The 26,274-nt window shown below is 43.7% G+C and carries 22 protein-coding genes; 14 read left to right on the top strand and 8 right to left on the bottom strand.

Features of this window, described 5'->3' with window-relative positions:
- Nucleotides 1-3: 3 nt before the first annotated feature.
- From ACL6C3_RS29755 to ACL6C3_RS29720, 8 genes are all read left to right on the top strand, one after another.
- Entirely contained in the window at nucleotides 4-1,488 is a 1,485-nt protein-coding gene (locus tag ACL6C3_RS29755; protein ID WP_413163664.1) for a GMC family oxidoreductase N-terminal domain-containing protein, read from the top strand.
- Nucleotides 1,489-1,493: 5 nt separating this feature from the next.
- A complete protein-coding gene (locus ACL6C3_RS29750; RefSeq protein ID WP_413163662.1) occupies nucleotides 1,494-2,564 on the top strand; it encodes an NAD-dependent epimerase/dehydratase family protein in 1,071 nt (356 codons plus the stop codon).
- Complete coding sequence (locus tag ACL6C3_RS29745; RefSeq protein ID WP_413163660.1) at nucleotides 2,564-3,121, top strand: YdcF family protein; 558 nt, start codon at nucleotides 2,564-2,566, stop codon at nucleotides 3,119-3,121. Before ACL6C3_RS29750 ends, ACL6C3_RS29745 begins: the two co-directional genes overlap by 1 nt.
- Before the next feature lie 157 nt (nucleotides 3,122-3,278).
- The gene (locus tag ACL6C3_RS29740) at nucleotides 3,279-4,304 is read left to right on the top strand and encodes an NAD-dependent epimerase/dehydratase family protein (RefSeq protein ID WP_413163658.1); all 1,026 of its coding nucleotides are present in this window, start codon (nucleotides 3,279-3,281) and stop codon (nucleotides 4,302-4,304) included.
- A gap of 37 nt (nucleotides 4,305-4,341) precedes the next feature.
- Nucleotides 4,342-5,970 carry a hypothetical protein gene (locus ACL6C3_RS29735; protein WP_413163657.1) on the top strand — a complete coding sequence of 543 codons (1,629 nt, stop codon included), beginning with the start codon at nucleotides 4,342-4,344 and terminating at the stop codon, nucleotides 5,968-5,970.
- Between the two features lie 18 nt (nucleotides 5,971-5,988).
- Nucleotides 5,989-6,339: a DMT family transporter gene (locus ACL6C3_RS29730; RefSeq protein WP_413163656.1), complete on the top strand. Its 351-nt coding sequence runs from the start codon at nucleotides 5,989-5,991 to the stop codon at nucleotides 6,337-6,339.
- Nucleotides 6,340-6,401: 62 nt separating this feature from the next.
- Nucleotides 6,402-7,469 carry a UbiA prenyltransferase family protein gene (locus ACL6C3_RS29725; protein ID WP_413163654.1) on the top strand — a complete coding sequence of 356 codons (1,068 nt, stop codon included), beginning with the start codon at nucleotides 6,402-6,404 and terminating at the stop codon, nucleotides 7,467-7,469.
- A 144-nt stretch (nucleotides 7,470-7,613) separates the two neighbouring features.
- Nucleotides 7,614-8,816 carry an argininosuccinate synthase gene (locus tag ACL6C3_RS29720; RefSeq protein WP_413163652.1) on the top strand — a complete coding sequence of 401 codons (1,203 nt, stop codon included), beginning with the start codon at nucleotides 7,614-7,616 and terminating at the stop codon, nucleotides 8,814-8,816.
- A 524-nt stretch (nucleotides 8,817-9,340) separates the two neighbouring features.
- On the opposite strand, the gene ACL6C3_RS29715 is transcribed toward ACL6C3_RS29720, so the two are convergent.
- Together ACL6C3_RS29715 and ACL6C3_RS29710 are read right to left on the bottom strand one after the other, a co-directional pair.
- A complete protein-coding gene (locus tag ACL6C3_RS29715) occupies nucleotides 9,341-10,366 on the bottom strand; it encodes a long-chain acyl-[acyl-carrier-protein] reductase (RefSeq protein WP_413163651.1) in 1,026 nt (341 codons plus the stop codon).
- A gap of 268 nt (nucleotides 10,367-10,634) precedes the next feature.
- Nucleotides 10,635-11,330, bottom strand: coding sequence for an aldehyde oxygenase (deformylating) (locus ACL6C3_RS29710; RefSeq protein WP_413163649.1), 696 nt, complete (start codon nucleotides 11,328-11,330; stop codon nucleotides 10,635-10,637).
- Nucleotides 11,331-11,775: 445 nt separating this feature from the next.
- Here ACL6C3_RS29710 and ACL6C3_RS29705 point away from each other — a divergent pair, with 445 nt between their 5' ends.
- The 3 genes from ACL6C3_RS29705 (at nucleotide 11,776) to ACL6C3_RS29695 (ending at nucleotide 13,517) form a co-directional block, all read left to right on the top strand.
- A complete protein-coding gene (locus ACL6C3_RS29705; RefSeq protein ID WP_413163648.1) occupies nucleotides 11,776-12,594 on the top strand; it encodes a carbohydrate ABC transporter permease in 819 nt (272 codons plus the stop codon).
- A gap of 153 nt (nucleotides 12,595-12,747) precedes the next feature.
- The gene (locus tag ACL6C3_RS29700) at nucleotides 12,748-12,996 is read left to right on the top strand and encodes a hypothetical protein (protein ID WP_413163646.1); all 249 of its coding nucleotides are present in this window, start codon (nucleotides 12,748-12,750) and stop codon (nucleotides 12,994-12,996) included.
- Between the two features lie 143 nt (nucleotides 12,997-13,139).
- The gene (locus tag ACL6C3_RS29695; protein ID WP_413163645.1) at nucleotides 13,140-13,517 is read left to right on the top strand and encodes a hypothetical protein; all 378 of its coding nucleotides are present in this window, start codon (nucleotides 13,140-13,142) and stop codon (nucleotides 13,515-13,517) included.
- 78 nt (nucleotides 13,518-13,595) lie between these two features.
- On the opposite strand, the gene ACL6C3_RS29690 is transcribed toward ACL6C3_RS29695, so the two are convergent.
- The 3 genes from ACL6C3_RS29690 to ACL6C3_RS29680 form a co-directional block, all read right to left on the bottom strand.
- Nucleotides 13,596-13,889 carry a DUF2288 domain-containing protein gene (locus ACL6C3_RS29690; protein WP_413163643.1) on the bottom strand — a complete coding sequence of 98 codons (294 nt, stop codon included), beginning with the start codon at nucleotides 13,887-13,889 and terminating at the stop codon, nucleotides 13,596-13,598.
- A 91-nt stretch (nucleotides 13,890-13,980) separates the two neighbouring features.
- Entirely contained in the window at nucleotides 13,981-14,616 is a 636-nt protein-coding gene (locus tag ACL6C3_RS29685; protein ID WP_413163642.1) for a lysophospholipid acyltransferase family protein, read from the bottom strand.
- A gap of 298 nt (nucleotides 14,617-14,914) precedes the next feature.
- Complete coding sequence (locus ACL6C3_RS29680) at nucleotides 14,915-15,157, bottom strand: hypothetical protein (RefSeq protein ID WP_413168437.1); 243 nt, start codon at nucleotides 15,155-15,157, stop codon at nucleotides 14,915-14,917.
- 164 nt (nucleotides 15,158-15,321) lie between these two features.
- Here ACL6C3_RS29680 and ACL6C3_RS29675 point away from each other — a divergent pair, with 164 nt between their 5' ends.
- Complete coding sequence (locus ACL6C3_RS29675; RefSeq protein WP_413163640.1) at nucleotides 15,322-16,044, top strand: DUF4351 domain-containing protein; 723 nt, start codon at nucleotides 15,322-15,324, stop codon at nucleotides 16,042-16,044.
- Between the two features lie 6 nt (nucleotides 16,045-16,050).
- On the opposite strand, the gene ACL6C3_RS29670 is transcribed toward ACL6C3_RS29675, so the two are convergent.
- The 3 genes from ACL6C3_RS29670 to cysC all read right to left on the bottom strand — a co-directional run bounded on the left by ACL6C3_RS29670 (nucleotide 16,051) and on the right by cysC (nucleotide 22,756).
- A complete protein-coding gene (locus ACL6C3_RS29670; RefSeq protein ID WP_413163638.1) occupies nucleotides 16,051-21,120 on the bottom strand; it encodes a filamentous hemagglutinin N-terminal domain-containing protein in 5,070 nt (1,689 codons plus the stop codon).
- 177 nt (nucleotides 21,121-21,297) lie between these two features.
- Nucleotides 21,298-22,080: a DsbA family protein gene (locus ACL6C3_RS29665; RefSeq protein WP_413163636.1), complete on the bottom strand. Its 783-nt coding sequence runs from the start codon at nucleotides 22,078-22,080 to the stop codon at nucleotides 21,298-21,300.
- A 130-nt stretch (nucleotides 22,081-22,210) separates the two neighbouring features.
- Nucleotides 22,211-22,756 (bottom strand): adenylyl-sulfate kinase, encoded by a 546-nt coding sequence (gene cysC / locus ACL6C3_RS29660; RefSeq protein WP_413163634.1) that lies wholly within the window; start codon nucleotides 22,754-22,756, stop codon nucleotides 22,211-22,213.
- An 876-nt stretch (nucleotides 22,757-23,632) separates the two neighbouring features.
- On the opposite strand from cysC, the gene ACL6C3_RS29655 reads away from it, so the two are divergent.
- Both ACL6C3_RS29655 and ACL6C3_RS29650 read left to right on the top strand, forming a co-directional pair.
- Nucleotides 23,633-24,082, top strand: coding sequence for a hypothetical protein (locus ACL6C3_RS29655; protein ID WP_413163632.1), 450 nt, complete (start codon nucleotides 23,633-23,635; stop codon nucleotides 24,080-24,082).
- A 53-nt stretch (nucleotides 24,083-24,135) separates the two neighbouring features.
- The gene (locus ACL6C3_RS29650) at nucleotides 24,136-26,247 is read left to right on the top strand and encodes an ABC1 kinase family protein (RefSeq protein WP_413163630.1); all 2,112 of its coding nucleotides are present in this window, start codon (nucleotides 24,136-24,138) and stop codon (nucleotides 26,245-26,247) included.
- Nucleotides 26,248-26,274 lie beyond the last annotated feature (27 nt).

Genomic DNA, 26,274 nt, shown 5'->3' with positions numbered 1-26,274 from the left:
CTCATGTCTAAATCTGCACTCAATCCCTCAATAACTCCTCCTAAATCTCCTCTAACCTGCGAAATTGCCGTTATCGGTTCGGGACCGGGAGGAGCGATTACAGCCTGTTTGTTAGCCGAAGCCGGACGAGATGTTTTATTAATAGAAGAAGGTTCGCATTTTGCCTTAGAATCTTGTCCGCCTTTTTCTCAACTCGAACTCGAACAAAAATACCGAAACGGAGGCTTAACCGCAGCCTTTGGCAAACCTAAAATTCAATATGTAGAAGGGCGATGTGTGGGAGGAGGAAGCGAAATTAATAGCGGACTTTATCATCGTACACCCCCAGAAATTTTAGAAAAATGGCAAACAGAATTTGCCGTTGATGCGTTGAGCGAAACCGAATTATTACCCCATTTTGAAGCCTGCGAACAAGCCGTTACCGTCTGTAAATTACCCGGAAAACCCCCCCTTGCTTCTCTCAAATTACATCAGGGAGCAGTCAGTTTAGGTTGGCAATCTTTAGAAGTTCCTCGCTGGTTTCGTTATCAAGAACAAACCGATGCTTCTCCGACTCCAAAAGGAACCCGACAGTCGATGACTGAGACCTTTATTCCCCGAGCAATAAATGCGGGCTGTAAACTGTTAACAAATACTCGAATTTACCTCATCCGTCAACAGGGAAAACAATGGTTCATTAAAGGTGATTATCTGGGAAATATAGAAACAAAACAAGCCGTAGAAATTCAAGCAGAAACCCTATTTATTTGTTGCGGAGCCATTCAAACTCCAGCCTTATTAAGACGGAGTGGAATAACCAATAATATCGGGAATAGCTTACAAATGCACCCCACCGTTAAAGTGATTGCTCAATTCAATGAAACGGTTAATTCTGTTGATATGGGCGTACCGGTTCATCAGGTTAAAGAATTTGCTCCCCGATTTAGTTTTGGCTGTTCAATTAGTTCGCCCCCTTATCTCGCCGTTGGGATGACAGATCATCCTCAATACAGACAACAAGTCGATGAAAATTGGCAAAAAATGGCAATTTATTATGCTATGATTACGGGTTCGGGTCAAGGTTCGGTTCGCACTTTACCCGGTTTTCGCGATCCTTTAGTTCGTTATCGCCTGACTCAACAGGATTTAAAAGATTTATCCGAAGCATTGCAAAAATTATCTCAACTTTTGTTTGAAGCAGACGCCAAAATATTGTATCCTAGTATTTCTAATTTTCCCCGACTGACTCAACCGAACGAACTCAAACAAATTCCCGAGACTCTACCCAAGTCTCAAACGAATTTAATGACAGTTCATGTTATGTCTTCTTGTCCGATGGGAGAAAATCTAGAAAAATGTGCGGTAAATTCTTTTGGAAAGGTGCATGGTTTCAACAATTTATATATTTCTGATGCGAGTTTACTTTGTACGGCTCCGGGGGTAAATCCTCAAGGTTCAATTATGGCGATTGCCCGTCGAAATGCACTCAAATTTTTAGGAAAACTGTAGAAAAAATGATGGAATTTTCAAGCAATTTAGTTTTAGTCACCGGAGCGTTGGGCTGGCTGGGGACAAGTTTAGTTAAAGCCTTAGCCCAAGGATTAACCGATTGTGAATCCTTAAGTCAACCCGCAGAAAATATAAAAATTCGCTGTTTAATTTTACCGAATCAAGATGCAAGTCTTTTAGAAAAAATTTCCGATAAAATACAAGTTTTTAAAGGAGATTTACGCAATCGGTTAGACTGCGATCGCTTTTGTGAAGGAGCGAAAAATGCCGTTTTATTTCACACCGCAGGAATTATTCATCCTCAAAAAATCAACGAATTTTATCAAATTAATGTAGAAGGAACCAAAAACTTACTCAATTCCGCCATTCAAACCGGGATTAAACGGGCTGTTATTGTTTCCTCTAATTCTCCCTGCGGTTGTAATCCCCATCCCGATCATTTATTTGATGAAAAATCTCCCTACAATCCCTACATGAATTATGGCCGTTCTAAAATGTTAATGGAACTCGCCGTTAAAGAATATTATCAAGCCGGAAAAATTGAAACCGTTGTCGTGCGTCCACCCTGGTTTTACGGCCCCAACCAACCGCCCAGACAAACCCTATTTTTTCAAATGATTCGAGATGGAAAAGGGCCGATTGTTGGGGATGGAAACAACCTCAGATCGATGGCTTATGTTGACAACTTGTGTCAGGGTTTACTATTAGCCGCCCTCACCGAAAAAGCCAACGGAGAAACCTATTGGATCGCCGATGAACGCCCTTATTCGATGAATGAAATTATCGATACCGTTGAAAAATTGTTGGAGTCAGAATTTAATCAAACCTGCAAACATAAACGCTTAAAACTGCCGGGAATTGCCAGTGAAATTGCTCTGGGTGTTGATAGTTTTATCCAATCTTTGGGACTCTATCAGCAGAAAATACACGTTCTCTCGGAGATGAATAAAACCATCGCCTGTTCAGTTGCCAAAGCCAGACGAGAATTAAATTATAATCCCAAAATTTCCCTAGAAGAAGGAATGCGACGCAGCTTAAAATGGGTGTTTGAAAATTATGGAGGAATTGATCCTTAATGGTCGCCCATATTGTCATCCCAGAAGGCTTAGTTAGCGAAGATAATACCCCCGAAGAAACTTTTTTCTTGTCGGACTATTTTGAAGCCGTTCTTCAACGAATTATACAAGAAGTTCCGACAACTGACCCGGTGTTTATCTCCCCCGCCAATGCCTTCGGGTGTGCCGCTTCAGAAGAAGAATATGCCGCCCAATATCTTCGGAAAAAACGACCGGAACTTAACGTAAAATACCCGATAAACGTTCGCGACCGCCCCTATCTTGACACCTTTGATAATGCTAGACTGTTGCGAAAATGGTTAGAACAGGAAAATTTATGGCCGTTAGGGGAGGTGATTTTATATTGCAATGCTCCCCACGCTTTGAGAAGTAAAATTATGTTTGAATTGTGTGAATTTCAAGTCAAACAAGTTATTCCTTCTCGCCCCGAAAAAGTCAAGCGTAAAATGATACCTCGCCTCTGGTTTTATAATTATCCCGTCGCCCAAACCATTTATGAATGGATCGCTTTGAGTTATGATTGGGGAAGATGGATATTTTGGAAAGTCAAAGCTTAAGATAGTCGCCCTTGAGAACAAAAATTCTATCCGGACAACGACAGGAAATCAAGTAATTTTATTTGAGTTTAGATCGGTTGCTTTTCAATACCTTTACGAATTGACAGGATTCGTTTATCATTTGAGCAGATCAACGGTGTAGAGTGAACGGAAGTCAATGAAACATTTAGTTACAGGCGGTTCTGGATTTTTAGGGAATTTAATTGCTCGACGCTTACAACAACGGGGAGAAGATGTCAGCATCCTCGATATTTGGGAAGACCCAACCCGCCCGAAAGAAATAAAGTTTATTAACTGCGATATTCGCGATCGCGAGGGTGTTGCTGCGGCGATGAAAGGGATTGATATTGTTCACCATAACGTGGCTTTAGTTCCCCTAACAAAATCGGGTAATAAGTTTTGGGAAGTCAACGTAGAAGGAAGTAAAATCGCCGCAGAAGAAGCCGTAAAAGCGGGGGTAAAAAGCTTTATTCACATGAGTTCTAGTGCTTTATTTGGTGATGCTAAATGTCCGATTACGAACGACACGCCAACCAAAGCGGTAGAAATATACGGTCGGGCTAAACTCGCCGGAGAAATCGCCGTTCGCGAGGTTTGCGATGGCGGAAATTTACCCTTAATTGTGATTCGTCCGCGTACTATTTTAGGAGAAGGAAGACTCGGCATTTTTCAAATCTTATTTGAGTGGATTCAAGAAGGGCGAAACGTCTATGTAATTGGGGATGGAAACATTAAATTTCAGTTCGTTCACGCCTTAGATTTAATGGATGCTTATTTACTCGCTCTTGATTTAGGTAAACCCGGAATTTATAACGTCGGAACCGACCGCTTTGGAACCCTACGAGAAGGTTTAGAAAACTTAATTGCTTATGCGGGAACCAAATCTCAGGTCAAAAGTCTACCAACAGGACTGACCATTAACACCTTGAGAATTTTAGATTTAGTTGGTTTAAGTCCCCTGGCTCCCTGGCATTATTTAACCTATCACAAAGAGTTTTATTTTGATGTCAATCCTTTGTTACAAATCGGCTGGAAACCGAAATATTCCAACGATGAAATGTTCCGCGAAAGTTATGATTGGTTTCAAAAAAATTATGATAAACTTCAAGCCGAAAAAGCCGGTTCTGCTCACCGACGTCCGGTAAAAGAAAAGCTTCTCTGGGTTGTGAAAAAGTTTTCCTAAAAGCCGAAAAAATAATCAATTCTTAACGCTGAAAACCATGTTAAAACCGATAGAGAAGCATCGACTCGATCTAACTTTACTCGTGGGCTTCATCGCCGTGAGTCTATTGATCTACAGCCCAACTTTGAATCATTTTTTCTTGTCCGATGACTTTGATAGAATCTACAATATTCAAAAAAACGGTATCTTTGGAGTTTGGACAACTGCACCCGAAATTTTCTTTAGACCGATTATTTCAATAACCTTATTCATCGATTATGTCATTTGGAAGTTAAACCCAATCGGTTATCACTTAAGCAATGTAACTTTTCATGCGGTCTGTTCTTTTTTTGTCTATATTTTAGCAAGTTTGCTGTTAAATAAAACGTGGCTTAAACCCAAACAAATTAGACTGATTTCTATCATTTCTGGCTGCATTTTTTTAACCTTACACAGTCATGTCGAGGCGGTGGTTTGGATTTCAGCCCGTGCCGATATCGTCGTGACTTTTTTTTCTTTGAGCGCTTTTTGTTTTTATTTACTCTACATACAATCTTCTTCAAAACTGTATTACCTGATTGTTTCTTACCTGCTATTTCTCGGAGGACTGTTTTCTAAAGAGTCGGCTTTAATCTTTCCCGGTTTTATTTTTCTCTATGAAGCTTCCCAACTTTTAACCACAAAAATCAAACTAAACTCGGTTTATAAAGCTTTCTACTTTCCACTTTTTTATAGTACCGCTTGGCTAATTTATTTTCCGCTTCGATACTTGGGTTTGGGTAAATTCTTGGGTGGATATGGTAGCGGAGTTCATCTAAATTTTAATGGGTGGGTTATTTTTCAGGGATTGGCTTCCAGTTTAAGAGTAATTATTCCTCCCCTATCTCTATCTACTCCCATCTACTGGAAAATTTTATTTCTGCTTTTCTTAGGGGGAATAATTCTCTTTATTAAAAGCTGTTATCAACCCGCCAGGTTTTCTCCCGATATCGCCAAAATTAGCATCTTTTTAACAGGTTCTTTTCTGCTGTCTGTCTTGCCTTTTCTGAGTATGGGAGTCTCGATAGTCGATACACAATCCGAACGGTTTTTATATTTTTCTTCTGCTTTTTTATCTATTTTACTCGCTCTAATTTTAGGCGTTTTACTCATCAATCGTCAATTTTTTTGCATTTTACTCATCACCTGCTTTTCAATTTTTTCGATTAATCAAATCTACCTGAGTAGCCAAACCTGGAGAGTCGCCAGTCAAGTTTCTAAACAAACCATTGAAAGCCTAAAATCTTTAAAAGAAAACCAGGGAATGTTTATAATGAACTTACCTGACAACTATAAAGGCGCTTATATTTATCGAAATGGTTTTTATCCCGCCGTTCAACTTTTTTGTCCTTTCGTAAACGTCGATTGGTTCATTGTCGCCTCATTCCAAAACCTCTTAAACCCCACAGATGAAGTCGAAGTCACCGGGATAACTTCCCACGAATATCGAATCACTTTACTCAATCCTGAAACTTATTTTATCAACGTTCCGGAACTGTTAACCAAAAACCGAGAAATAGATGGGTTTGAACTTTCTAGCCTCGACTATGAAAATTATCGATCTTATACCTTAAAAATCAAGGATAATGTTCGGTTACATCGAATATTTTACTATACTAATAAAAGACTGAAAAGAGTTTTGACCTAATTCAAATCTGGTAAAAAAATGAACTTAAATCTTAGCGGTTGGGCTTTTGTTCTAATAGCAGCGATTAACAACTCGATGGGGAGTTTACTCCTAAAAAAATCTCGTCTAGTCGCCACAGATTCCAGTTTACTCGGTTTACTCTTTTCTCCCTGGTTTATCGCCGGATTAGCCGTTTATGGAATTAACGTGATTTTATTCGCCAAAGCCTTAGAAAAATTGCCCGTCTCCACCGCTTATCCGGTTTTTGCGGGAATTGGATTTAGTTTAATTGCTGTGGCAGGGGGTTGGTTCTTCGGGGAACGATTGGCAATTAATCAATGGATTGGGTTGGGAATGATCCTGGCAGGCATTATAATAATGTCACGCTAAGAAATATCGGGATTGACCGTATTTCTTGACGAACTTTTATTGGTGTGAGTGAGGACTGAAAAATGAAAGAGACATACCCAGAAAAAATCTCTTTACCGCCAAAACTTAACGAGATTTCCGATGTTGATTCTTCTCTAGAATCTCAACAAAATAGCGGTTTAGAGATTGTTAACTTATTGCGTCCCCATCAATGGACCAAAAACTTTTTCTGTCTGGCTGGCGTCATTTTTGGCGAACGATTATTAGAACCCCAATCAATCGCTATCAGCGGGTTAACCGTTGCTTTATTTTCGGCAATGGCTTCGGCAATTTATATCTTTAATGATCTTCAAGATATTGATCGCGATCGCCGACATCCCAAAAAACGATTTCGCCCCTTAGCCAGCGGCAAAATAAGCATTAAAACCGCCATTTGCATCGGGCTATTTTTAGCAACCTTTTCTTTAGTAGGAGCCTCCCATTTGGGATGGGCAACCTTAACCTGTATCGCCCTTTATGCTATTAACAATATCTGCTATTCTCTCCATCTCAAAAACCAACCCTTATTTGATGTCAGTTGTATCGCCTTTGGGTTTGTTTTGCGACTCTTAGCCGGAATTTATGCCTTGGGAGATCAGCCCACCGCTTGGATTACCCTTTGTACCTTTTTTCTCACTCTCTTTTTAGGATTTGCCAAACGCCGAGCCGAACTTTTAGCCCTGCTCAATCAGCCCCTCGATTCCGAGATAAAATCCGATTCAAAAACTCAATTAGAACCCCATCAAACCCCGCTAATTAATCGTCATTATCTCCAACTTTTTTATCAGCGAGGCAAAGCCAATAAACAGCGTCCAGTTTTAGAACAATATACCCTCCCTTTTCTAGATTCTTTGCTAAACAGCACCGCCACCATGACCATTATGTGTTATGCTTTATTTACCATCGCCTCAGATAAAAACCCCTCGCTGGTGATTACCGTGCCGATTGTTTATTATGCCGTTATGCACTATAAATGGATGGTGACAGTTCTCGCCATTGGGGAAGAACCGGATCGGATTGTGCTACAGGATCGGATAATTAAATTAAGCTTAATAATTTGGTTGATCGCCTACCTCGCAATTGTATATTTAGACATCCATTTGTTTGTCTAAATCAAGGGATTGATTGCAACCGCTTAAGCTGTGATTGGGATCTAGACAAACTATGCGTTTCCAAAATCTGCATCATCTCTGACAACCACTCGCAAAAAATGAGTGGATAATGAAAGTTTCACTTGTGTTAGGAGTCAACAACTCATGGGTCGCGCTACGAAAGCAGTATTAGCCTATTCCGGTGGAGTAGATACCTCCGTTTGTATTCCTTATTTAAAAAATGAATTTGGAGTACAACAAGTCATCACCCTCGCCGCCGACTTGGGACAGGGAGATGAACTCGAACCCATCAAACAAAAAGCCCTCGATTCTGGGGCCGAGGAGTCGTTGGTCATCGATGTCCGGGAGAGATTTGTTAACGAATTTGCCTTTCCCGCCATCCAAGCCAATGCCTTTTATGAAAATCGCTATCCCCTCTCAACCGCTTTGGCCCGTCCGCTGATCGCTCAAATTTTGGTCGAAGCGGCCGAAAAATACGGCGCCGATGCCATCGCTCACGGTTGTACCGGAAAGGGAAACGATCAGGTGCGGTTTGACGTGTCCATTGGGGCGCTCAACCCCAAACTGAAAATCCTCGCTCCCGCTAGAGAATGGGGAATGAGTCGGGAAGAAACCATTGCCTATGGCGAACAATACGGAATAGAATTTCCGGTGAAAAAGTCCTCACCCTACAGCTTAGACCGAAATTTGTTGGGGATGGCCATAGAAGCCGGACCCCTCGAAGATCCTTGGGTCGAACCGCCCAACGATGTTTTCCGCCTCACCAAAGCCATTGAAGACACGCCCAACGAGCCGGAATATGTAGAAATCGGCTTTGAGAAAGGGATTCCGGTGAGTTTAAACGGAGAAAACCTCGACGGGGTGGCTTTGATTAGCAAGCTTAACGAAAAGTCGGGTAATCACGGCGTCGGACGGATTGACATGATTGAAAACCGGTTGGTTGGGATCAAGTCTCGCGAGATTTATGAATGTCCGGCGATGACGGTGTTAATTCACGCCCATCGGGATCTCGAAAGTTTAACTTTAACCAACGATGTTACCCGTTATAAGCGAGGAATTGAGGAAACTTACAGTCAGTTGGTTTACAACGGGTTGTGGTTTAGTCCGTTGAAAGGGGCGCTCGATGCGTTTGTTCAGCAAACTCAAGAAAGAGTGACCGGTGTCGTGCGGGTGAAACTGTTTAAAGGCAATGCCGTTATTGTTGGGCGCAAATCGGCCAATTCTCTCTATAGTATGGATTTGGCAACTTACGGCGCCGAAGATACTTTCGACCACAAAGCCGCAGAAGGGTTTATCTACGTTTGGGGATTACCCACTCGCGTTTGGTCTGAGAAGTTGAGACAGTAAAGGCGGTTTTACACCGAACCTCATGTAGGGGCGGGTTCAGCTACGATCTTGACAACCACTCCGAGATTGAGTTAAACCCGCCCCGCCCCCATAAAAAAATTAATCCATTGGATATCATATGATTTAGTCTTTTCCCCATGTGGGGGTGGGTTTAGCAGAGTTATTTGTCAGAAACAGACATCTGGGTAGAACCCGCCCCTACCATTGTTCGATTTCGGGGCGGGTTTAGAACAGTTATTTTTGAGAAACATACATCTAGACTGAACCCGCCCCTACCATTGTGTTAAACCGATCTTTTCTTTGATGTGAGGGCGGGTTTAGCAGAGTTATTTGTGAGAAACATACATCTGGGTAGAACCCGCCCCTACCATTGTTCGATTTTGGGGCGAGTTTAGAACAGTTATTTTTGAGAAACAGACATTTAGACTGAACCCGCCCCTACCATTGTTCGATTTCGGGGCGGGTTTAGAACAGTTATTTTTGAGAAACAGACATCTAGACTGAACCCGGCCCTACAAAACCTGTTACAGGGAAAGCAGTAGGGGTTTGAATCCATGTTTAATGGAAACTTTACCAATCAGATCCATTTTGTCAACGGTAATTTGATTGCGTCCCCAAGAAAAATTGGTGTAAATTTTTTCAAATTCCAACAACATCGATTCAGCAAAACAGGCAAACAGTTGACGGGCGGGAACTTCCATATTGACAATTTTCATAATTTTCCAGTCAATATCAAGAGAATGTTCCACAATACCGCCTTCCAAAATATGAACGCCGGGATGTTGAATTTTGGTCGCCATATTCTTCGGATAACCGCCATCAATCAGCAAACAGGGCTGCTTTAAGGTCGTCGGATCGATCTCCACCCCTTTGGGCATACTCGCCACCCAAACCACCACATCAGCCAGGGGAAGGGCTTCTTCTAGCCCCAAAATTTTACCCCGTCCGAGTTCGCCTTGCAGGTTTTGTAAACGTTCGCGATCGCGAGCAATGAGTAACAATTCGCCCACCTGAGTCCGTTGGTTGAGCCAACGACAGACCGCACTGCCAATATCCCCTGTAGCGCCACAAACCGCAACCGTCGCATTGGATAAGTCAATGCCCAACTTCGGCGCCATTTGTTCAACTTGACGGCAAATAATATAAGCGGTGTGAGTGTTTCCGGTTGTAAAACGTTCAAACTCCAGCTTAATATTGCGGACTTGCTTGATCTTCTCTAAATTAAAATTTTCAAAAATGATCGAAGAAAACCCGCCCAAGGCGGTGATATTAATGCCATGTTTTTGAGCATGAGCCATCGCATTAACGATCTTGCGTGTCGCGGCTTTAATACGACGACTAGCCAACATTTCGGGCAGAAAACAGGATTCAACATAACGGCCTTCAATCACTTGGCCTGTAACGCTTGTCACCTTAATCTCATCCACAATTTGGGGAGGCGCACTGCACCAAAAATCCAACCCCTGATCGGCATATTCTGGATAACCCAAGTCTTTAGCAACCAACTGGGCGTGTTCCAAACTTGTCAGATGACCAATTAAACCAAACATAGTCCATCACTACACTTTAGATAGATTTTAGATTGTAACTTGACCGAGGGCTGGATTACAGTGACCAGTGACCAGTTATCAGTTACCAGTTTTTACAGCGATCAGTGATCAGTTACCAAGTACCGTGCAGTTAACAGTGAACAAATACCGTGCAGTGAAAACAGTAAACAGTTCTAGAGTAACCAGTACCAAGAAAACTGATAACTGATAACTGGTCACTGGTCACTGTAAACTGCTCACTGTTCACTGTTCCGTGCCGGCGATGAATTTAAGCCGCAGTCAGACCGTGGGCGGACATCCGCATAATTTCCCGGTTGCTGAACCCAATATTGTTGAGAGCCTCGCCGTAAGCAATCATAAAGTCTTCCACCAGAGCATCTTTTTCCATTCCCAGGATGTGGGCATCGTTCTCAACTTCGTTGAGCATTTTCCAAACCAGGGGCAAGTTTTGCTTGTTGGCTTCTTGGAGTTCGGCTTTAGACTCCTCAAAATGAGCCTTCAGCCATTCCTCACCAAAGTTGAGGTGCATATACTCATCTTTGATAACGCCTTCGGTAATCTTGCGAGCAAAGGGGTCTGCAACCGGAATGTAGATATTGTAAGCCGCGATCGCAAAGCTTTCGATAATCAAAGATTGAATCACCAAGCAAGTGACCACCTTTCCTTGGGCGGCTGCATCTTTAAAATTCTGATGCAACTGGCTAAAAAATTGGTGAGCGTAGTCCATATCCGCAGTCACTTCTAGATTGCGACCACAGGCTTGGAATCCTTTCATGTGACGGTTTTCCATCTTAGAGAGGCTGAGTAACTCGTCTTTGTTCTCCGGCAACATTTCGCCCAGCTTGATGTAGTTATCGTGGGCTACTTGTTCCCCCTCAATCACAATCGCATTAATTCGGCTGTAGGCATCTTTGTAAGTATCAGTGTTAAAGTCGATTTCTGCAATAGCTTCAAGCTGTGGCATAGGTTTATTAGCTCCTCATCACAAATGAGTTCAATGAGTTTACGAGTGATTTGACCTTTTCGCGAGATCGAGAATTCCCGAGTTCGCGTAAACGGTTGGGGCCTGATTGGGATCTGGTTTGATCTCAGACGCTTAGTCTAACGCAAACATACGTTTTTATACGGTTCGGTTTTCCCCGTTGCTCGAAGTGATTCGCCCCTAACGCCAGACTGTTATTGATCTCCGAAGCGATCTTAGGAGAGGATTGAAATAACACTCAACGTTAGACCATTGAACCCTTCCCACTTAGGAGGAAATACTGAACCTATAGTTACTTTACCTATTTAAGCGAAGATTTGCCTAATTTTGTGACCCTCTCTGGAGAGATTGGTCAATAAATTCATGCAAATTGCAGTTTATATAAGTTTCACTTACTTTTTCTGCCCACACACCTCACACAAGACTTATGGAAAATCCAATCTCATCCTCAAAATTTCTCAAAGGGCTAATTTTAGCTTTGCTGTTGGTTGGTGCGATTGCCGTACTACTCCCCCTATTTGTGGTGCTGTTGACTTCGTTTTCAAGGACCGGCACCGTCGAGAATCCCGGAGCCTTCACCCTCGCCAACTATCAAGAGGCTTGGCAACGGGGTAATTTTCTCTTGGCTTTTGCCAATTCCACTTTAGTCGCCCTCAGCGTTACCGGATTTCAAATTCTCACCTCCGCTTTAGCCGGTTATGCCCTGGCTCGTTTACAATTTCGCGGACGACAATTGATTTTATTAATTGTTTTAATCTCTCTGATTATCCCCTTTCAATTGTTGGTGATTCCCATTTTTCTCGTTCTCAAGTGGGGACACCTGATCAACACCTACGGCGCTTTAATTTTACCGACGGCCGTGAATGGATTTGGCATTTTTCTATTGCGTCAATATTTCCTCAGCGTTCCCGTAGAATTAGAAGAAGCCGCCGCTCTCGATGGGGCGAACCGCTGGCAGATTTTGTGGCAAGTAATTATTCCCTGTGCCAGACCCGCATTAGTTACCCTGTTTTTGTTTACCTTTATTGGCGAATGGAACGATCTGTTTAAACCCCTGGTTTTTACCAGCCGCCCCGAACTGCAAACTGTACAATTAGCTTTGGCCGAATTTCAAGAACAATTTACCAGCAATTGGTCTTTAATGATGGCTGCGGTGGTCATTTCTACCCTACCCGTTGTGCTTTTATTTCTTCTCGGTCAGCGCCAATTTATTCGCGGTATTGCCGCAACCGGAATTAAAAATTAATCTTGACGATTGCCTCAAACTGACGCAGGGTACGAGTTCAGCTTACCGCCGCCGATCGCGGCGGTGTACCGATGACTTTCTTGGCGATCCGGTGCATTAGCTATTCGTTTCTCGATAAATGTTGGAATAGACAACCCTTAACCCCCAAAAACCATGCAACCCGATTTTTCATCCGACTCGAATACTCAATCTACCCCGGAAAATATCCGCCTGTGGTGCTGTACTCGCCGCAGTTCTACCCCCAATGTTCGCTACACCCGTTCGGCTCGTCGAGGCTTGAATGTCTTGGAAATTTATTTTACTCATCTGCGGGGGACTCGCCTGCATTGGGAGTCTTTACCCAATTCCTCTCTGTTACCGACAAAACTAGCCACTCGCCTGACCCATCTCAATCTGATTTAACTGGATTTTTGGCCCGCTCAAAATCGGCTTCTAGAGGTTCAATTCCCCAAATTGCTAAAATTGACCGAAAAAAACCCATCACCCCTAGAAAGGTCTATTAACCTTGGATCGTATGGAACCTCTCGTTAGGAGCAATAGAAGCAATGACGGCCGATGAATTTCAAGTGTTGGTGGATAGACGATATGCGCGAGCAGGATTTGTCATCACTCAACTGATTGAAACTGAATGGCGGCGGGTACTCCGAGAACTCGATCGCCTTGATGTAGACTCGGGTGATGTCCCCAGAGCGGCTCGGTTGCTGGGACAATTTCAGATGTTGGATAAATTAATGGCAGCCTTGTCAGAAGGGAGTTTGAGTTCAGATTACGAAATAGAAGCTCAGTGGCGAAATAAATTGGTTGAACGAGTTGTTGAAGGGTTCGGTTTGGATCTCAATACTCCTCAATCTTCCCTGAGAAGATACAAAAGTCTAGCCCAACAAGTCGCTGAGGTTTGTGGACTAGAGGTGATTGAGGATTAATCCCTTGAGAACTTCTATCGGGGAGGACGGTCAACTAGCTCTGCGGCTCAACTTCGCCCTCCCCTATTTTTTCTCCCTCTAAGCTGAGAGTTCCTGCACCAAAACAAACGGATCGACAATCAGCGCATTAAACCGTTGCCCTCGGTTATTATTCCACACACTCACCTGCTGTACAGAAGGTTTGTAAATCAGTTGTTGATTGATCCAATGCTGCACAGAGGAAGCATTATCGTTGGCGATCGCCTCGCCGACATCGAGTAAATCCAGTTCTTCATTCACCACTACAACCATTTCCCGCTCGTGATGAGGAATCAACCATTCCCATCGAGCTTCATCTAAATTTTCTGCGAGTTTTTCTCTCAAATCCGCCATGATCTTTCCTGAATTCTGCGCTTCAGTCTCTTATCTTAAAAGACGTTCTGCCAGTTTAACCTTAATCTTGCCATTGCTGTTGTTTCTAATTTCAACGACCGAGATCGTGCATGGCGTTAATCGCATCGGTACATTTTTGGGTGAGGGCTTCGAGTTCGGATCGCCCAGTTGAAGCCGGAGGATCGATCAGTTCACCAATACGAACCGTTACCGGTACCGGCTTGGGAAGATAAGAACCTTTCTTGACAATGGCTTGAGTTCCCCACAAACAAACCGGTAAAACCGGGGCGTTGGCTTTGGCGGCAATCATCGCCGCCCCCAATTTCGGGCTATGAATGCGACCATCTCGGGTGCGGGTTCCTTCTAAAAACAAACCCACCGCCCAGCCCTGTTCTAAGGCGGCTAGGGCGGCTCTTATGGCGCTGCGGTCAGCCGAACCCCGTTTCACCGGATAAGCCCCGTACAGGCGAATTGCATCCTTTAAAACGGGAACCTGAAAGAGTTCTTCTTTCGCCATGAAAGCTACAGGTCGGCGCATATTGCTCGCCAACAGGGGCGGATCGAAATCGCTGGCGTGATTGCTGACAACGATTAGTTTTCCCTGTTGGGGTATTTTTTCGGCTCCATGCACTTTTCCGCGAAAGTAGAGCCGAAACATCGGATTGACAACGGAATGCTTAAATAAATAGTAGAGAATTAGACTCTCAACGGGTTCTCGATTCGCCACTGCTGATCAACATTGATCGGATGATTTTTAGCAAAACCTGCGAATGTTCCTTTTCCTTTGTTTCCGATTGAAAGGAGGATGAATCGCGGCTAGGGTTAATCCTACCATACCAACAATAATTTTGATCGCTGGTTCCCGAGTCAAAACCCCAGACCCATTCGGACTCTATCGCTTTACCTTTGGCGATCGCATTGATTTTGAGTCGGTTGTTGATGTCGTGAGAAACTCCAACGCCACGACAATTTTAGAGAGGGGAAAGATCCCTTCATCTTTCCCCCCGTTTTCGCTACGGCGCGATTTAATTCGGTTTGGCGCTTTGACTTGTTACCGTGTCCGCTTGACAATCAAACACCACAATAAACGAGGCTTCGGGAATAAGCTGTTTTAAACGCTGCAAATGCCCCTCCGCATCGGAACGACTGCGAAATCGCCCGACGATGGTTCGTTGCAGGTTTGGAAGCAAACGGGCGATCGCCCAGGTCTGGAGACGATCTCGGTATGCGATCGCCCCCGGCTTTGAGGTTTCGGTATTTTGTGGCATCATTAAACCATCCAAAAACATTATAAGTCCGGGCGTTGATGACTTCTAAAGTTGAGAGTCGTCGGCGCCCTTTTTATGTTATTAAATAACGAACAAATACCAAATGTCAATTGTCAAAACTTAACGTTAAAACTTGACACTAACCTTATTTTTTTTCTGAAAATATGATTGATTTAAGAACGCTCAGAAAACGGTCAGGCTTGAGAATTGTTGACGTTGCCGAACTGCTAAAATGCTCGCAATCATCGATTCGGAATTGGGAAAAAGGAAGAACGACGCCAAAATTAGAAATTTGGCAAGTTTTCTATTTGCGCGATTTGTATCGGTGCAGCGAAGCCGAACTGAAACAGGCGGTTATAAAGTCAATGCGATCGAGAGAAAAAAAAGTTTGCAAAGTGCGGCGGTTGAGTCGTCGGGAGACGGTTGGGATCTGGGAATTTCCGGCGGACCCGCAGCCAACCGGAGTTTCTCAAGAAGGATTGGAAACCGATCGCCGGGAAGAGGAGCGATTCTCCTGCGGAGACGCTACGCGAACGCTAATTCTGCACATCCTGACGCGCAAGTTCGGCTGTCTGACGCCCAAAATTGGCTATCAAATTGAACTGCTTTCTTTGGAACAGTTGAAGGCTTTATCGGAGGTCGTACTGGATTTTTCTTCTCTAACAGAATTAAGCCGATGGTTGCAGGGCTTGCAGGAGGGGTTAGAGGAAGGGCGAACGCTAATTTTGCGCCTTCTGACCCGCAAGTTTGGCGAACTCGATCCCGAAATTCCTTTTCAAATTGAATCGCTTTCTTTGGAACAGTTGGAAGCGTTATCGGAGGTGCTGTTCGATTGTTCCAGTTTGGCAGAATTGACCCGTTGGTTGCGGGAAACTTTGGAAGAATAGGAGACTCTAAGGCTGACAATTGTTGAGGTTTTCGGGCTGTCGCCGAACCCCCGTTTTTGTCGGATCGTAACCAACCAGAATCACTTCCCCTTTTTCGTTGCGAATCCAACCTCTCGCCGGAACAATTGTTCGAGTATCAACGGGAGAATTATCAGGATTATTATCCCGTTTTTGAGTTTGTTGTTGATGACTTTGGAAAGAATTATTGGGTTGAGAAATAACAGGTTCAATTAAGAGAGATTCTAACTCAACTAACCGGGGAAGGGCTGATGAATCTTGAACAGGGTTGGGTGCAATACCACCGCGTCCAGTAATAATAAACTGACTATCTCCTCTTTGTCTACAGGGGTCTTGAGCAATTAACGCGGCAGGATCAACAACGCTTTGAGGCAGTTCAATTAATCCCGAACTGGGGTCAATTTCGGTGTTGAGTTCAACCGTTCCGCTAAATGAAGCACCCAGTTCAGAGGTAGCCGTAATATCACTTGCACCTGTTGGTTGTTGACGGAATTGAGTTCCAAAAATCGCATCCGCATTAATAATAACTTGACCTCCAAACGCCGCTTGTGCATTGGCGGAAATATCACTATCTTCAATGGCAATTAAATTATCGGTATTAATTTCAATATTACCTCCGGTTGCTTCTCCGGTTGCATTGGTTGTGATATTGCTGTTGTTGCGAAGTCTGAGGTCTGATGTATTGAGAATAATATCTCCTTGACCTGCTGTAGTTTCTGCGTTGAGACTGGCTTCGTTATCCAGAAGAATAGTCGGAGCATTAATAATTAAATCACCTGCGGGTTCTGAACTCTCAGAACGGACATCAACTGTTGCCCCATCTCGAACCGTTAAATTGTCAGCATTAACAGTTAATGTACCTGCTCGACCTGTAGATTCAGAGGTGGCTTCAGCTCCTAAGCTACTAGGAAACTGACCATCGGCAGAAGTACCAATCAATTCTACATCAGTAGCAGTAACGGTTAAATTTCCTGCATTTCCATCACTAAAAGTAGAGGTTGATACAAATGCTCCATCTCGAACTGATAAACGTTGAGTATCAATGATTAAAGAGTTGCTATTTCCTGTTGCGTCTGGTTCAACGGAAGCAAACAAACCACTACGAAATTGACCATCAGCAGAAGTACCAACGACTTCGATATCGTTAGCAGTAACAATTAAATTTCCCCCATCTCCATCGGCAAATGTTACAGCAGTTACCTGCGCTCCATCTCGAACTGATAGATTTTGAGTATTAATGGTTAAAGTGTTACCATTTCCTGTTGCTCCTTCTTCGACTGAAGCACTCAAAGCACTGGAAAACTGACCATCAGCAGACCTGCCAACCAGTTCCACATCTGTAGCATTGATAGTTAAATTCCCCGCATTTCCACTTCCAAAAGTAGCTGCTAAGATTTGTGCCCCTTCTCGAACTGACAAGCGTTGAGTATCAATCCTTAAAGTGCCACTATTTCCTGTTGCTCCTTGTTCTACTGAAGCTGCCAAGGCACTAGAAAACTGACCATCAGCAGACCTACCCACCAGTTCTACATCTGTAGCAGTGATAGTTAAACTCCCTACATTTCCATCACCGAAAGTAGAGGCTAATATTTGTGCTCCCTCTCGAACTGACAGATTTTGAGTATTAATCGTTAAAGTGCCTGCATTTCCCATTGCTTGTGATCCCACTGTAGCTCTTAAACCACTGGAAAACTGACCATCAGTAGAACGACCTACAAACTCCATATTAGTAGCAGTAACAATTAAATTTCCCCCGTCTCCTTCTCCAAAAGTTGAAGCTGATACTCGCGCTCCATCTCGAACTGATAAACGTTGAGTATCAATGATTAAAGAGTTGCTATTTCCTGTTGCATCTGGTTCAACGGAAGCAAACAAACCACTACGAAATTGACCATCAGCAGAAGTACCAACGACTTCAATATCAGTAGCAGTAACAATTAAATTTCCCCCGTCTCCTTGGCCAAAAGTTGAAGCTGATATTTGTCCACCATCTTCAACCAGCAGACGTTGAGTATTAATGGTTAAATTTCCTGCATTTCCTTCTCCAAAAGTTGAAGCTGATATTTGTCCACCATCTCGAACCAGCAGACGTTGAGTATTGATGGTTAAATCTCCTGCATTTCCTGTTGCTTCCGAATTGACATCAGCAGTAATAAAGCTGGAATCACCTGTTACCTCTACAAAATCTGTAGCTCTAATTAACAACTGACCCGCATTTCCTTCTCCAAAGGTATCTGTTGAAATTCGTGCTCCATCTTGGACTACTAAGCGTTGAGTATCGATGGTTAAATTTCCGGCATTCCCTATTGACTCTGGATTGGTTTGGGCAAATAAACCACTGAGAGATTGATTCTCATCAGAAGTTCCAACCAATTCAATTTCATTGGCAATAATCGATAAATTTCCCCCCTCTCCACTGCCAAAAATGGAAGCTGATATTTGTCCACCATCTTCAACCAATAGACGTTGAGTATTAATGGTTAAATCTCCTCCGTCTCCTGTGGCTTCCGAATTGACATTAGCAGTAATAAAGCTGGAATTACCTGTTACCTCTACAAAATCTGTAGCTCTAATGAACAACTGACCCGCATTTCCTTCTCCAAAAGTTGAAGCTGATACTCGCGCTCCATCTCGAACTATTAAGCGTTGAGTATCGATGGTTAAATTCCCTGCATTCCCTATTGACTCTGGATTGGTTTGGGCAAATAAACCACTGAGAGATTGATTCTCATCAGAAGTTCCAACCAATTCAATTTCATTGGCAATAATCGATAAATTTCCCCCGTCTCCTTGGCCAAAAGTTGAAGCTGATATTTGTCCACCATCTTCAACCAGCAGACGTTGAGTATTAATGGTTAAATTTCCTGCATTTCCTTCTTCAAAAGTTGAAGCTGATACTCGCGCTCCATCTCGAACCAGCAGACGTTGAGTATTGATGGTTAAATCTCCTGCATTTCCTGTTGCTTCCGAATTGACATCAGCAGTAATAAAACTAGAATTACCTGTTACCTCTACCGAATCTGTAGCTCTAATGAATAACTGACCCGCATTTCCTTCTCCAAATGTATCTGTTGAGATTTGTGCCCCTTCTCGAACTGATAGATTTTGAGTATCAATGGTTAAAGTACCACCATTTCCGATTGCTTCCGATCCAACCGAAGCACTTAAGGCGCTGAAAAACTGACCATCAGCAGAAGTGCCAACGACTTCAATATCAGTAGCAGTAACAGTTAAATTTCCTGCATTTCCATCACCAAAAGTAGAGGCTGATACAAATGCTCCATCTCGAACTGATAAACGTTGAGTATCAATGATTAAAGAGTTGCTATTTCCGATTGCTTCCGATCCAACCGAAGCACTTAAGGCTCTGAAAAACTGACCATCAGCAGAAGTGCCAACGACTTCAATATCAGTAGCAGTAACAGTTAAATTTCCTGCATTTCCATCACCAAAAGTAGAGGCTGATACAAATGCTCCATCTCGAACTGATAAACGTTGAGTATCAATGATTAAAGAGTTGCTATTTCCTGTTGCATCTGGTTCAACGGAAGCAAACAAACCACTGCGAATTTGACCATCGGCAGAAGTACCAATAACTTCAATATCGGTAGCACTAACAATTAAATTTCCCCCATCTCCATTGGCAAAAGTTACAGCATTTATCTGTCCCCCATCTCGAACTGATAGATTTTGAGTATTAATCGTTAAAGTGCCACCATTTCCTGTTGCTCCTTGTTCAACTGAAGCTGTCAACTTGCTACCAATTTGACCATCAGCAGAAGTACCAACGACTTCAATATCGGTAGCAGTAATAGTTAAATTCCCCGCATTTCCACTTCCAAAAGTGGCTGCTAATATTTGTGCCCCATCTCGAACCGACAAATTTTGAGTGTTAACAGTTAAATTCCCTGCGTTTCCATTGCCAAAGTTTGTAGCAGATACTTGCGCTCCATTTGTAGCAGATAAAAGATTAGTTTGAATGCTGATATTCCCTGCGTTTCCCTCGGAATTAGGCTGTACTATATTTCTGATTCCACTACCTCTACCGTCTACGATCAAAGATTCCGTAGCATTGACTTCTATATCTCCAGAACGAGATGATTCTGAGTTTAAGTTGCTTTGAGCCATACTATCAGGAGAATTAAGGAACGTTTCAACCCCAGTTACAATTTCACTGTTATAAATTTCTAGATTACGAGCGTTGAAAATAATGCTTCCACCTACATTATTGTCTGCACGGATTGTAGCATTATCGGTAAATAAAACATCGGATCTTTGCACATTGGCAGGAAAGGTTAGGCGATTACTTGAATCAAGTTCGATGAATCCAGGTTCAGCTAATCCACCGACTTCTATTCGACTACCCGGAGACAGAATTACTCCACTTTCAAATCTAACTTGACCTCCAATTAAGGCAATTGTCTGATCGGATGGAACAAACAATCCAGAAGGAGTTGGCGGTGGAGGAGGATCGTTGATATTGCTAATCAGTGGTGAGAGTGTTTGATTAACAATCGTCCCCGGATTTTCTCGAATATTCAATCCCAAGGGCATATTAATCGTTAATAATGGCGGCGCTTCCGGGTTACTGGCTGCAAATTCAAACCCATTTTCAAATAACACTCCGTCGGCTGTCGTCGCAAAAAATGAACCCCCCACATCTAACCGAGCGTTCGGCCCGAATACAATCCCGTTCGGATTAATTAAAAAGAAATTAGCATCCCCCAAAACGCCCAACGTTCCCAGAATTTGTGAGAGATTTCCCCCTGTAACCCGAGTTAGAATATTAATAATATTATCGGGGTTAGAAAAGTAGGCTCCCCGTCCTTCATCTATGTTAAATTCTTCAAAACTATGAAATAAATTACCACCTCGAACCGCTCCCCCATCAATGCGATCGCTATCAATTCCGCGAATATTCTGATTGGGAACAACCACCGAATTTTCGTTACCCAAGGTGCGATCGGGAACAATCTGTGCCGTAGCGGTTGGGGGAACTGCACCCCAGAGGGTTGTCAGCGTTGCCAAAGCGGGGAAGGCCAATAAACGGGGAAACATGAGTAGATGAATTGAACAACTTTAGATTGGCGAAACCACCCCAAATTGTAAACCGAAATCGGCGCATTTTCTCAAAGATTTATGACATTTTATGATATTTTATGAGGTCTGAAAAGGGCTATGGTTTTAGCCTGAGCCAAACCTCACCGAAGCCGACTCAGACTGAACTTTGAAAATTTAAGATTGAGAACTGACCTGAGCCAAAACTTCTTCCATTTTTGAGAGTTCAACCGCCCCGGAGAAGGTTTCGCCGTTCATCACAAAAAAGGGCGTTCCCGACAGTCCCAAACCCTGGGCCAGTTCGAGATCTTTTTGGATGGCGGCTTCTGCGGCCGCACTTTCGCGATCGCGATTAAACTGTTCTAAGTCGAGGTTTAAATTTTTGGCGATCGCGATGTAAAGGTCTTCGCCGAGTTGTTTTTGTTGGGCAAATAAAGCGTCCTGGTATTCCCAGAATTTGCCCTGCTGTTGGGCGGCCCATGACGCCTTCGCCGACGGAATTGCTTCGGGATGAATTTGGCTGAGGGGAAGGTGTTTGTAAACCAGGGTGACGCGATCGCCGTGCTTGTCCATAAACTGCTTGACGGTTTGATGGGCGCGAGCGCAAAAGGGACATTGAAAGTCGGAAAATTCTAACAGGACAATTTCCCGGTCCGACGCGCCAGTGGTCGGAGAACTGCCAATAATGGCAGCCGGATCGGTTTTCATCTGTTCGAGGAAAGTCTGCCGGGAACTTTGCAGATCTTGCTGCTGGCGCTCCTGGTAGGCCTGTACCGACTCCAAAATCGCTTCCGGGTTATCGCGAATGACTTGAATGACCCGCCGTTCAAAATCGGGGCCAACGTTGCCGGACTGTCCCAGTTGGGAGCATCCCGTTAAAGCCAAGGAGACGGTTAAAACGGTTGCGGCCAGCCACAGCCTCAACTGACGATAGGGTTTGTTAGCGCTCAAGATGTTCATAAAGCTGTTTTAGCCTCATCTATCAAAAAAAAACACGAATCAACGCGACACTCTTACCTTAAACCTTAAGTTACAGGTTTGGGTGTCGCGCAGAAATCGTTTGGGTTTTTATAGGGTTTTCAGGAAGGGGTTAAACGGCAACCTTGGTGGAAATGTAACCCAACTCCTCCAATTTGTTCATCACCTTAGCAACACTCTCGGATAATTCTTCGAGGTCGGTGCGGCATTCAACTTCAGGGTTGGCCGGGGGTTCATAGGGGTCGTCAATGCCCGTAAACTGTTTGATTTCACCGGCTCTGGCTCGTTTGTATAAGCCTTTAACATCCCGTTCTTCGCAAGTTGCCAACGGAGCGTTTACAAATACTTCTACGAAGTCTCCAACCATTTGACGAACTTCTTCTCGAACTGCGCGATAAGGAGAAATTGCCGAAACTAATACAATAACGCCGTTACGGGTGAGAAGATGAGAAACAAATCCGATCCGACGAATGTTGATATCACGATCTTCTTTACTAAAACCCAAGCCTTTGGTTAGGTTTTCGCGGACAATATCGCCGTCTAAGATTTCGAGTTTGCATCCTTGGGCGCGTAATTCTTCAGCGATTGCACGAGTGATTGTGGTTTTTCCGGCACCACTCAACCCTGTGAACCACACTGTTACACCTCGGTGCTGCATTTATCGTATTTCTCCTGACTAATTGACAACTAAACAAAGAATTGATTATCGAATCATCTCTACTGAGACTTAACTTTCAGGAGGACCTCTCCTGGCAAATGAATGACACCCGTCTGCACTCATGCAGTCAACCAGCTACCTCAGAAGTCGTGATTGTTGACTCCACGAGTTGCAAATTTGTTCTTATCCCATACTACTCGCACAGAGCTAGGGAGCGTCAAGATCTTTTTAGGATTTTAGCTCAACTGTTGATCGGTTTGAGCTTGATTTGGGGGCTATCTCCAGGATGTTGAGGGGAAGATCCAGCCCCCTGAAGTTAGTCTGCTTGTTTTCGAGGCAATCGTCGCCGGCCGGACTGTCCTCAGCCCGCCTTGTGGGAGGCTTACTCCTTTTGAATGGCTGATTTTTTGCAGAGCTTTTTGACTGTTTTTCGGGGCTTCTTTTCCACTGTAATTATTTCTATAGAATGATTAATTTTTCTATCTTCGGTCGGATTGTACGGATTAAGTTTGGGTTTAAGATTATAAATAAATGCAAAAGTATTTTGCAGTTTTATTAAAGTTGATTCAACTCCTATTGTCCGCAAAACCGTTGGAATTAATAATAAGTTGAAGGGGATGAGCGGGATTCGGTTTCATGCGGATTCCCGGCTATATTTTACGGAAATCCGGGCTGATTATTCTCCTAAACTTCCCCAACTCAGTGGGGCTACAGATTTTCGAGTCCCGGCAAGAAACTTTAGATTAACTCTAGAATATAACCGTCTCAGAAGATAAAATTCTCGATACAATATAGAGAATGGGAAAACCTCAAATCTGATGGCTGCTTAGTCGGTCAATTGTGTCAACTGAAAGTTCACTCTCTAAAAAAACACCTATGGCTTCATATCGTCTAGTTAAACAATATCTAGCATACTGGTTACAACTCGGTAAAAAAGTAGTGCTTCGTAATGGAGATCAAGATCTGTTACCTCAACCCTTATTTGAGGGAGATCACTACAGCCGGGAGTTTGAAAAATGCTGGCAAGAAATCCTCTCTCCGGAGTCGGGGGACTGCTATCTGGAAGGAACGGATGTCTCCATTAATGAACTGTTGAGTTCTAATTGGGAAATTGAAGAATGCGCTCGCTGTGCGATGCCGATCCCGTTCCCGACCCGGGGGATGCCCCCTAGCTGTTGTCCTTGCTTTGATTTACCCCACTGGCCGAACTCGGAGATGCCTCAACCCCGACTCCCGGCCAATAGCCGACAACATCTCAATGATATTTGTAATCGCCTGATGAAGACGAATCCAGACGATATCAAAAGTGATATTGAAAGTGCATGAGCCAATGTTGTTACAATAGTTAACAATACTGCTCAGACTAAATCCTGTACTTTATGGATATCAAGACGGTATCACCGACTTTGCCCTTGGTTGATTCACAAGCCCCAACTCCTATGAGAGCCACAGAACTCGATCCCGTTGTTCCGGTTACATCGAATACGGTCGATGTGCAATCGCAACTTGTAACCGTTGAAGAAACTCCCCCCAGTGGGGAACCGGAATCTTCACCCTCCTCTCATTCGCCCCATGTTTCCCTGCGTTACGATCCGGTTGCCATTGCCGATTATTATCGATCGCGCTTTTTAAAAGTCTGGGGACGACTATTCACAATCGTCTGGAAATTTGTCTCACTCGCCTTGGGGATATGGCTCGATAAGAAAAGGGGATGTGTGCAGAAAAATGAGGGTAAACGAGCAACCCAACTCCGCGTCACCCTAACTCAACTCGGCCCGGCATTTATCAAAGTCGGACAGGCTTTATCCACACGACCGGATTTAGTTCCTCCTACTTATTTAGAAGAATTAACGAAACTCCAAGACCAACTTCCCCCTTTTTCTAATGAAGTTGCTTATGGCTTTATCGAAGAAGAATTAGGAGGAAAACCGGAACAAATCTACGCCGAACTTTCTCCCAATCCCTTAGCTGCCGCTTCTTTGGGACAAGTTTACAAAGGAAAACTGAAAACCGGAGAAACCGTAGCCGTTAAAGTGCAACGTCCCGGTTTATCCGAATCAATTGCCCTCGATATTCACCTACTGCGAACTCTGGCAATTTGGGCGCAAAAAAATATTACTCAAATTCGCAGCGATTTAGTCGCCATTATGGATGAATTTGGGTATCGAATTTTTGAAGAAATGGATTACACCCACGAGGGTCGTAACGCCGAGCGCTTCAAAGAACTCTACGGTCATTTAGCCGATATTCATGTTCCTAAAATCTACTGGGAATACACCGGAAGACGGGTATTAACAATGGAGTGGGTGAACGGAACAAAATTAACCAATTTAGATGAAATCCAAGCCAAAGGAATTGATGCTCGCTATCTAATTGAAGTGGGGGTACAATGTTCTCTGCGTCAATTACTCGAACATGGATTTTTCCACGCAGACCCTCACCCCGGTAACTTGCTCGCCAGTCCCGATGGTAAGTTGGTTTATCTCGATTTTGGGATGATGAGCGAAGTTAAACCCTATCAACGCTACGGTTTACTCGAAGCGGTGGTGCATTTGGTGAACCGAGATTTTGAGGGGTTAGCCCATGATTATGTCAAACTCGAATTTTTAACGCCCGAGACTGACCTAACGCCTATTATTCCCGCTTTGGGTTCTGTTTTTAATGATGCGCTCGGCGCCAGTGTTGCGGAACTGAATTTTAAAAGCATTACCGATAAACTCTCGGCGTTGATGTATGAATATCCTTTCCGGGTACCGGCTTATTACGCTTTAATTATCCGCTCGTTGGTGACGTTAGAAGGAATTGCAATTAACGTCGATCCCAACTTTAAGGTACTCAGTAAAGCTTATCCCTACGTGGCGAAACGGCTGTTAACTGACCCGTCTCCTCAACTGCGCGCTTCTTTAAAAGATTTGTTGTTTAAAGATGGTTCTTTGCGTTGGAACCGTTTAGAAAACCTGCTTAAAAATGCTCGCAATAGCGATGACTATGATATTAATCAAGTTCTCGATCAGACTTTAGACTTTTTATTCTCGGAACGGGGGGCGTTTATTCGGGAAAAATTAGCCAATGAAATTGTTAAGAATATTGATGTCGCCTCCCGCAATGTTTTGACCAAAGCCCAACTGAAGGTTGCGGAATGGATGGGGGTTAAACAACCTTCCTCGAATGGAACCAAACCTGTAGCGTCATCGAATCAAAATCAGAAGGATTTAGAACATCTTCAGCGAATTGTAGCGATTTTGCAAGAAACCCAGGGCTTTGATCCGATGGTTTTTGTGCAGAAAGTTCCCGATTTGTTGGCCAAGCCGGAAGTTCGTCAACTGGGTCAACAGGTGGCGGGTGAGTTGGCTCAAAGGACCGCAGCACGGTTAATTCGCGAACTTTTGATTTCCGATGAACGTTCCGAAACTCACCCAAACGGACATCCTCCTTCGTCTAGACCCCCCGTGAAACCTTTACCCCCCGTGTCTTTACCTGCGGGTTCCTAGTCGGGGTTAATAACTCAATGGCTACTG

The organism is Capilliphycus salinus ALCB114379 (genome assembly GCF_047276495.1).
Classification (GTDB): Bacteria; Cyanobacteriota; Cyanobacteriia; order Cyanobacteriales; family Microcoleaceae; genus Capilliphycus; species Capilliphycus salinus.
This window is presented reverse-complemented; position numbering and strand designations above follow the sequence as displayed.

What these genes read in the sequence shown, in the direction of transcription:
- ACL6C3_RS29755 (WP_413163664.1), top strand. Translation starts at nt 4, where the DNA reads ATGTCTAAATCTGCACTCAATCCCTCAATAACTCCTCCTAAATCTCCT.
- ACL6C3_RS29750 (WP_413163662.1), top strand. Translation starts at nt 1,494, where the DNA reads ATGATGGAATTTTCAAGCAATTTAGTTTTAGTCACCGGAGCGTTGGGC.
- ACL6C3_RS29745 (WP_413163660.1), top strand. Translation starts at nt 2,564, where the DNA reads ATGGTCGCCCATATTGTCATCCCAGAAGGCTTAGTTAGCGAAGATAAT.
- ACL6C3_RS29740 (WP_413163658.1), top strand. Translation starts at nt 3,279, where the DNA reads ATGAAACATTTAGTTACAGGCGGTTCTGGATTTTTAGGGAATTTAATT.
- ACL6C3_RS29735 (WP_413163657.1), top strand. Translation starts at nt 4,342, where the DNA reads ATGTTAAAACCGATAGAGAAGCATCGACTCGATCTAACTTTACTCGTG.
- ACL6C3_RS29730 (WP_413163656.1), top strand. Translation starts at nt 5,989, where the DNA reads ATGAACTTAAATCTTAGCGGTTGGGCTTTTGTTCTAATAGCAGCGATT.
- ACL6C3_RS29725 (WP_413163654.1), top strand. Translation starts at nt 6,402, where the DNA reads ATGAAAGAGACATACCCAGAAAAAATCTCTTTACCGCCAAAACTTAAC.
- ACL6C3_RS29720 (WP_413163652.1), top strand. Translation starts at nt 7,614, where the DNA reads ATGGGTCGCGCTACGAAAGCAGTATTAGCCTATTCCGGTGGAGTAGAT.
- ACL6C3_RS29715 (WP_413163651.1), bottom strand. Translation starts at nt 10,366, where the DNA reads ATGTTTGGTTTAATTGGTCATCTGACAAGTTTGGAACACGCCCAGTTG.
- ACL6C3_RS29710 (WP_413163649.1), bottom strand. Translation starts at nt 11,330, where the DNA reads ATGCCACAGCTTGAAGCTATTGCAGAAATCGACTTTAACACTGATACT.
- ACL6C3_RS29705 (WP_413163648.1), top strand. Translation starts at nt 11,776, where the DNA reads ATGGAAAATCCAATCTCATCCTCAAAATTTCTCAAAGGGCTAATTTTA.
- ACL6C3_RS29700 (WP_413163646.1), top strand. Translation starts at nt 12,748, where the DNA reads ATGCAACCCGATTTTTCATCCGACTCGAATACTCAATCTACCCCGGAA.
- ACL6C3_RS29695 (WP_413163645.1), top strand. Translation starts at nt 13,140, where the DNA reads ATGACGGCCGATGAATTTCAAGTGTTGGTGGATAGACGATATGCGCGA.
- ACL6C3_RS29690 (WP_413163643.1), bottom strand. Translation starts at nt 13,889, where the DNA reads ATGGCGGATTTGAGAGAAAAACTCGCAGAAAATTTAGATGAAGCTCGA.
- ACL6C3_RS29680 (WP_413168437.1), bottom strand. Translation starts at nt 15,157, where the DNA reads ATGCCACAAAATACCGAAACCTCAAAGCCGGGGGCGATCGCATACCGA.
- ACL6C3_RS29675 (WP_413163640.1), top strand. Translation starts at nt 15,322, where the DNA reads ATGATTGATTTAAGAACGCTCAGAAAACGGTCAGGCTTGAGAATTGTT.
- ACL6C3_RS29670 (WP_413163638.1), bottom strand. Translation starts at nt 21,120, where the DNA reads ATGTTTCCCCGTTTATTGGCCTTCCCCGCTTTGGCAACGCTGACAACC.
- ACL6C3_RS29665 (WP_413163636.1), bottom strand. Translation starts at nt 22,080, where the DNA reads ATGAACATCTTGAGCGCTAACAAACCCTATCGTCAGTTGAGGCTGTGG.
- cysC (WP_413163634.1), bottom strand. Translation starts at nt 22,756, where the DNA reads ATGCAGCACCGAGGTGTAACAGTGTGGTTCACAGGGTTGAGTGGTGCC.
- ACL6C3_RS29655 (WP_413163632.1), top strand. Translation starts at nt 23,633, where the DNA reads ATGGCTTCATATCGTCTAGTTAAACAATATCTAGCATACTGGTTACAA.
- ACL6C3_RS29650 (WP_413163630.1), top strand. Translation starts at nt 24,136, where the DNA reads ATGGATATCAAGACGGTATCACCGACTTTGCCCTTGGTTGATTCACAA.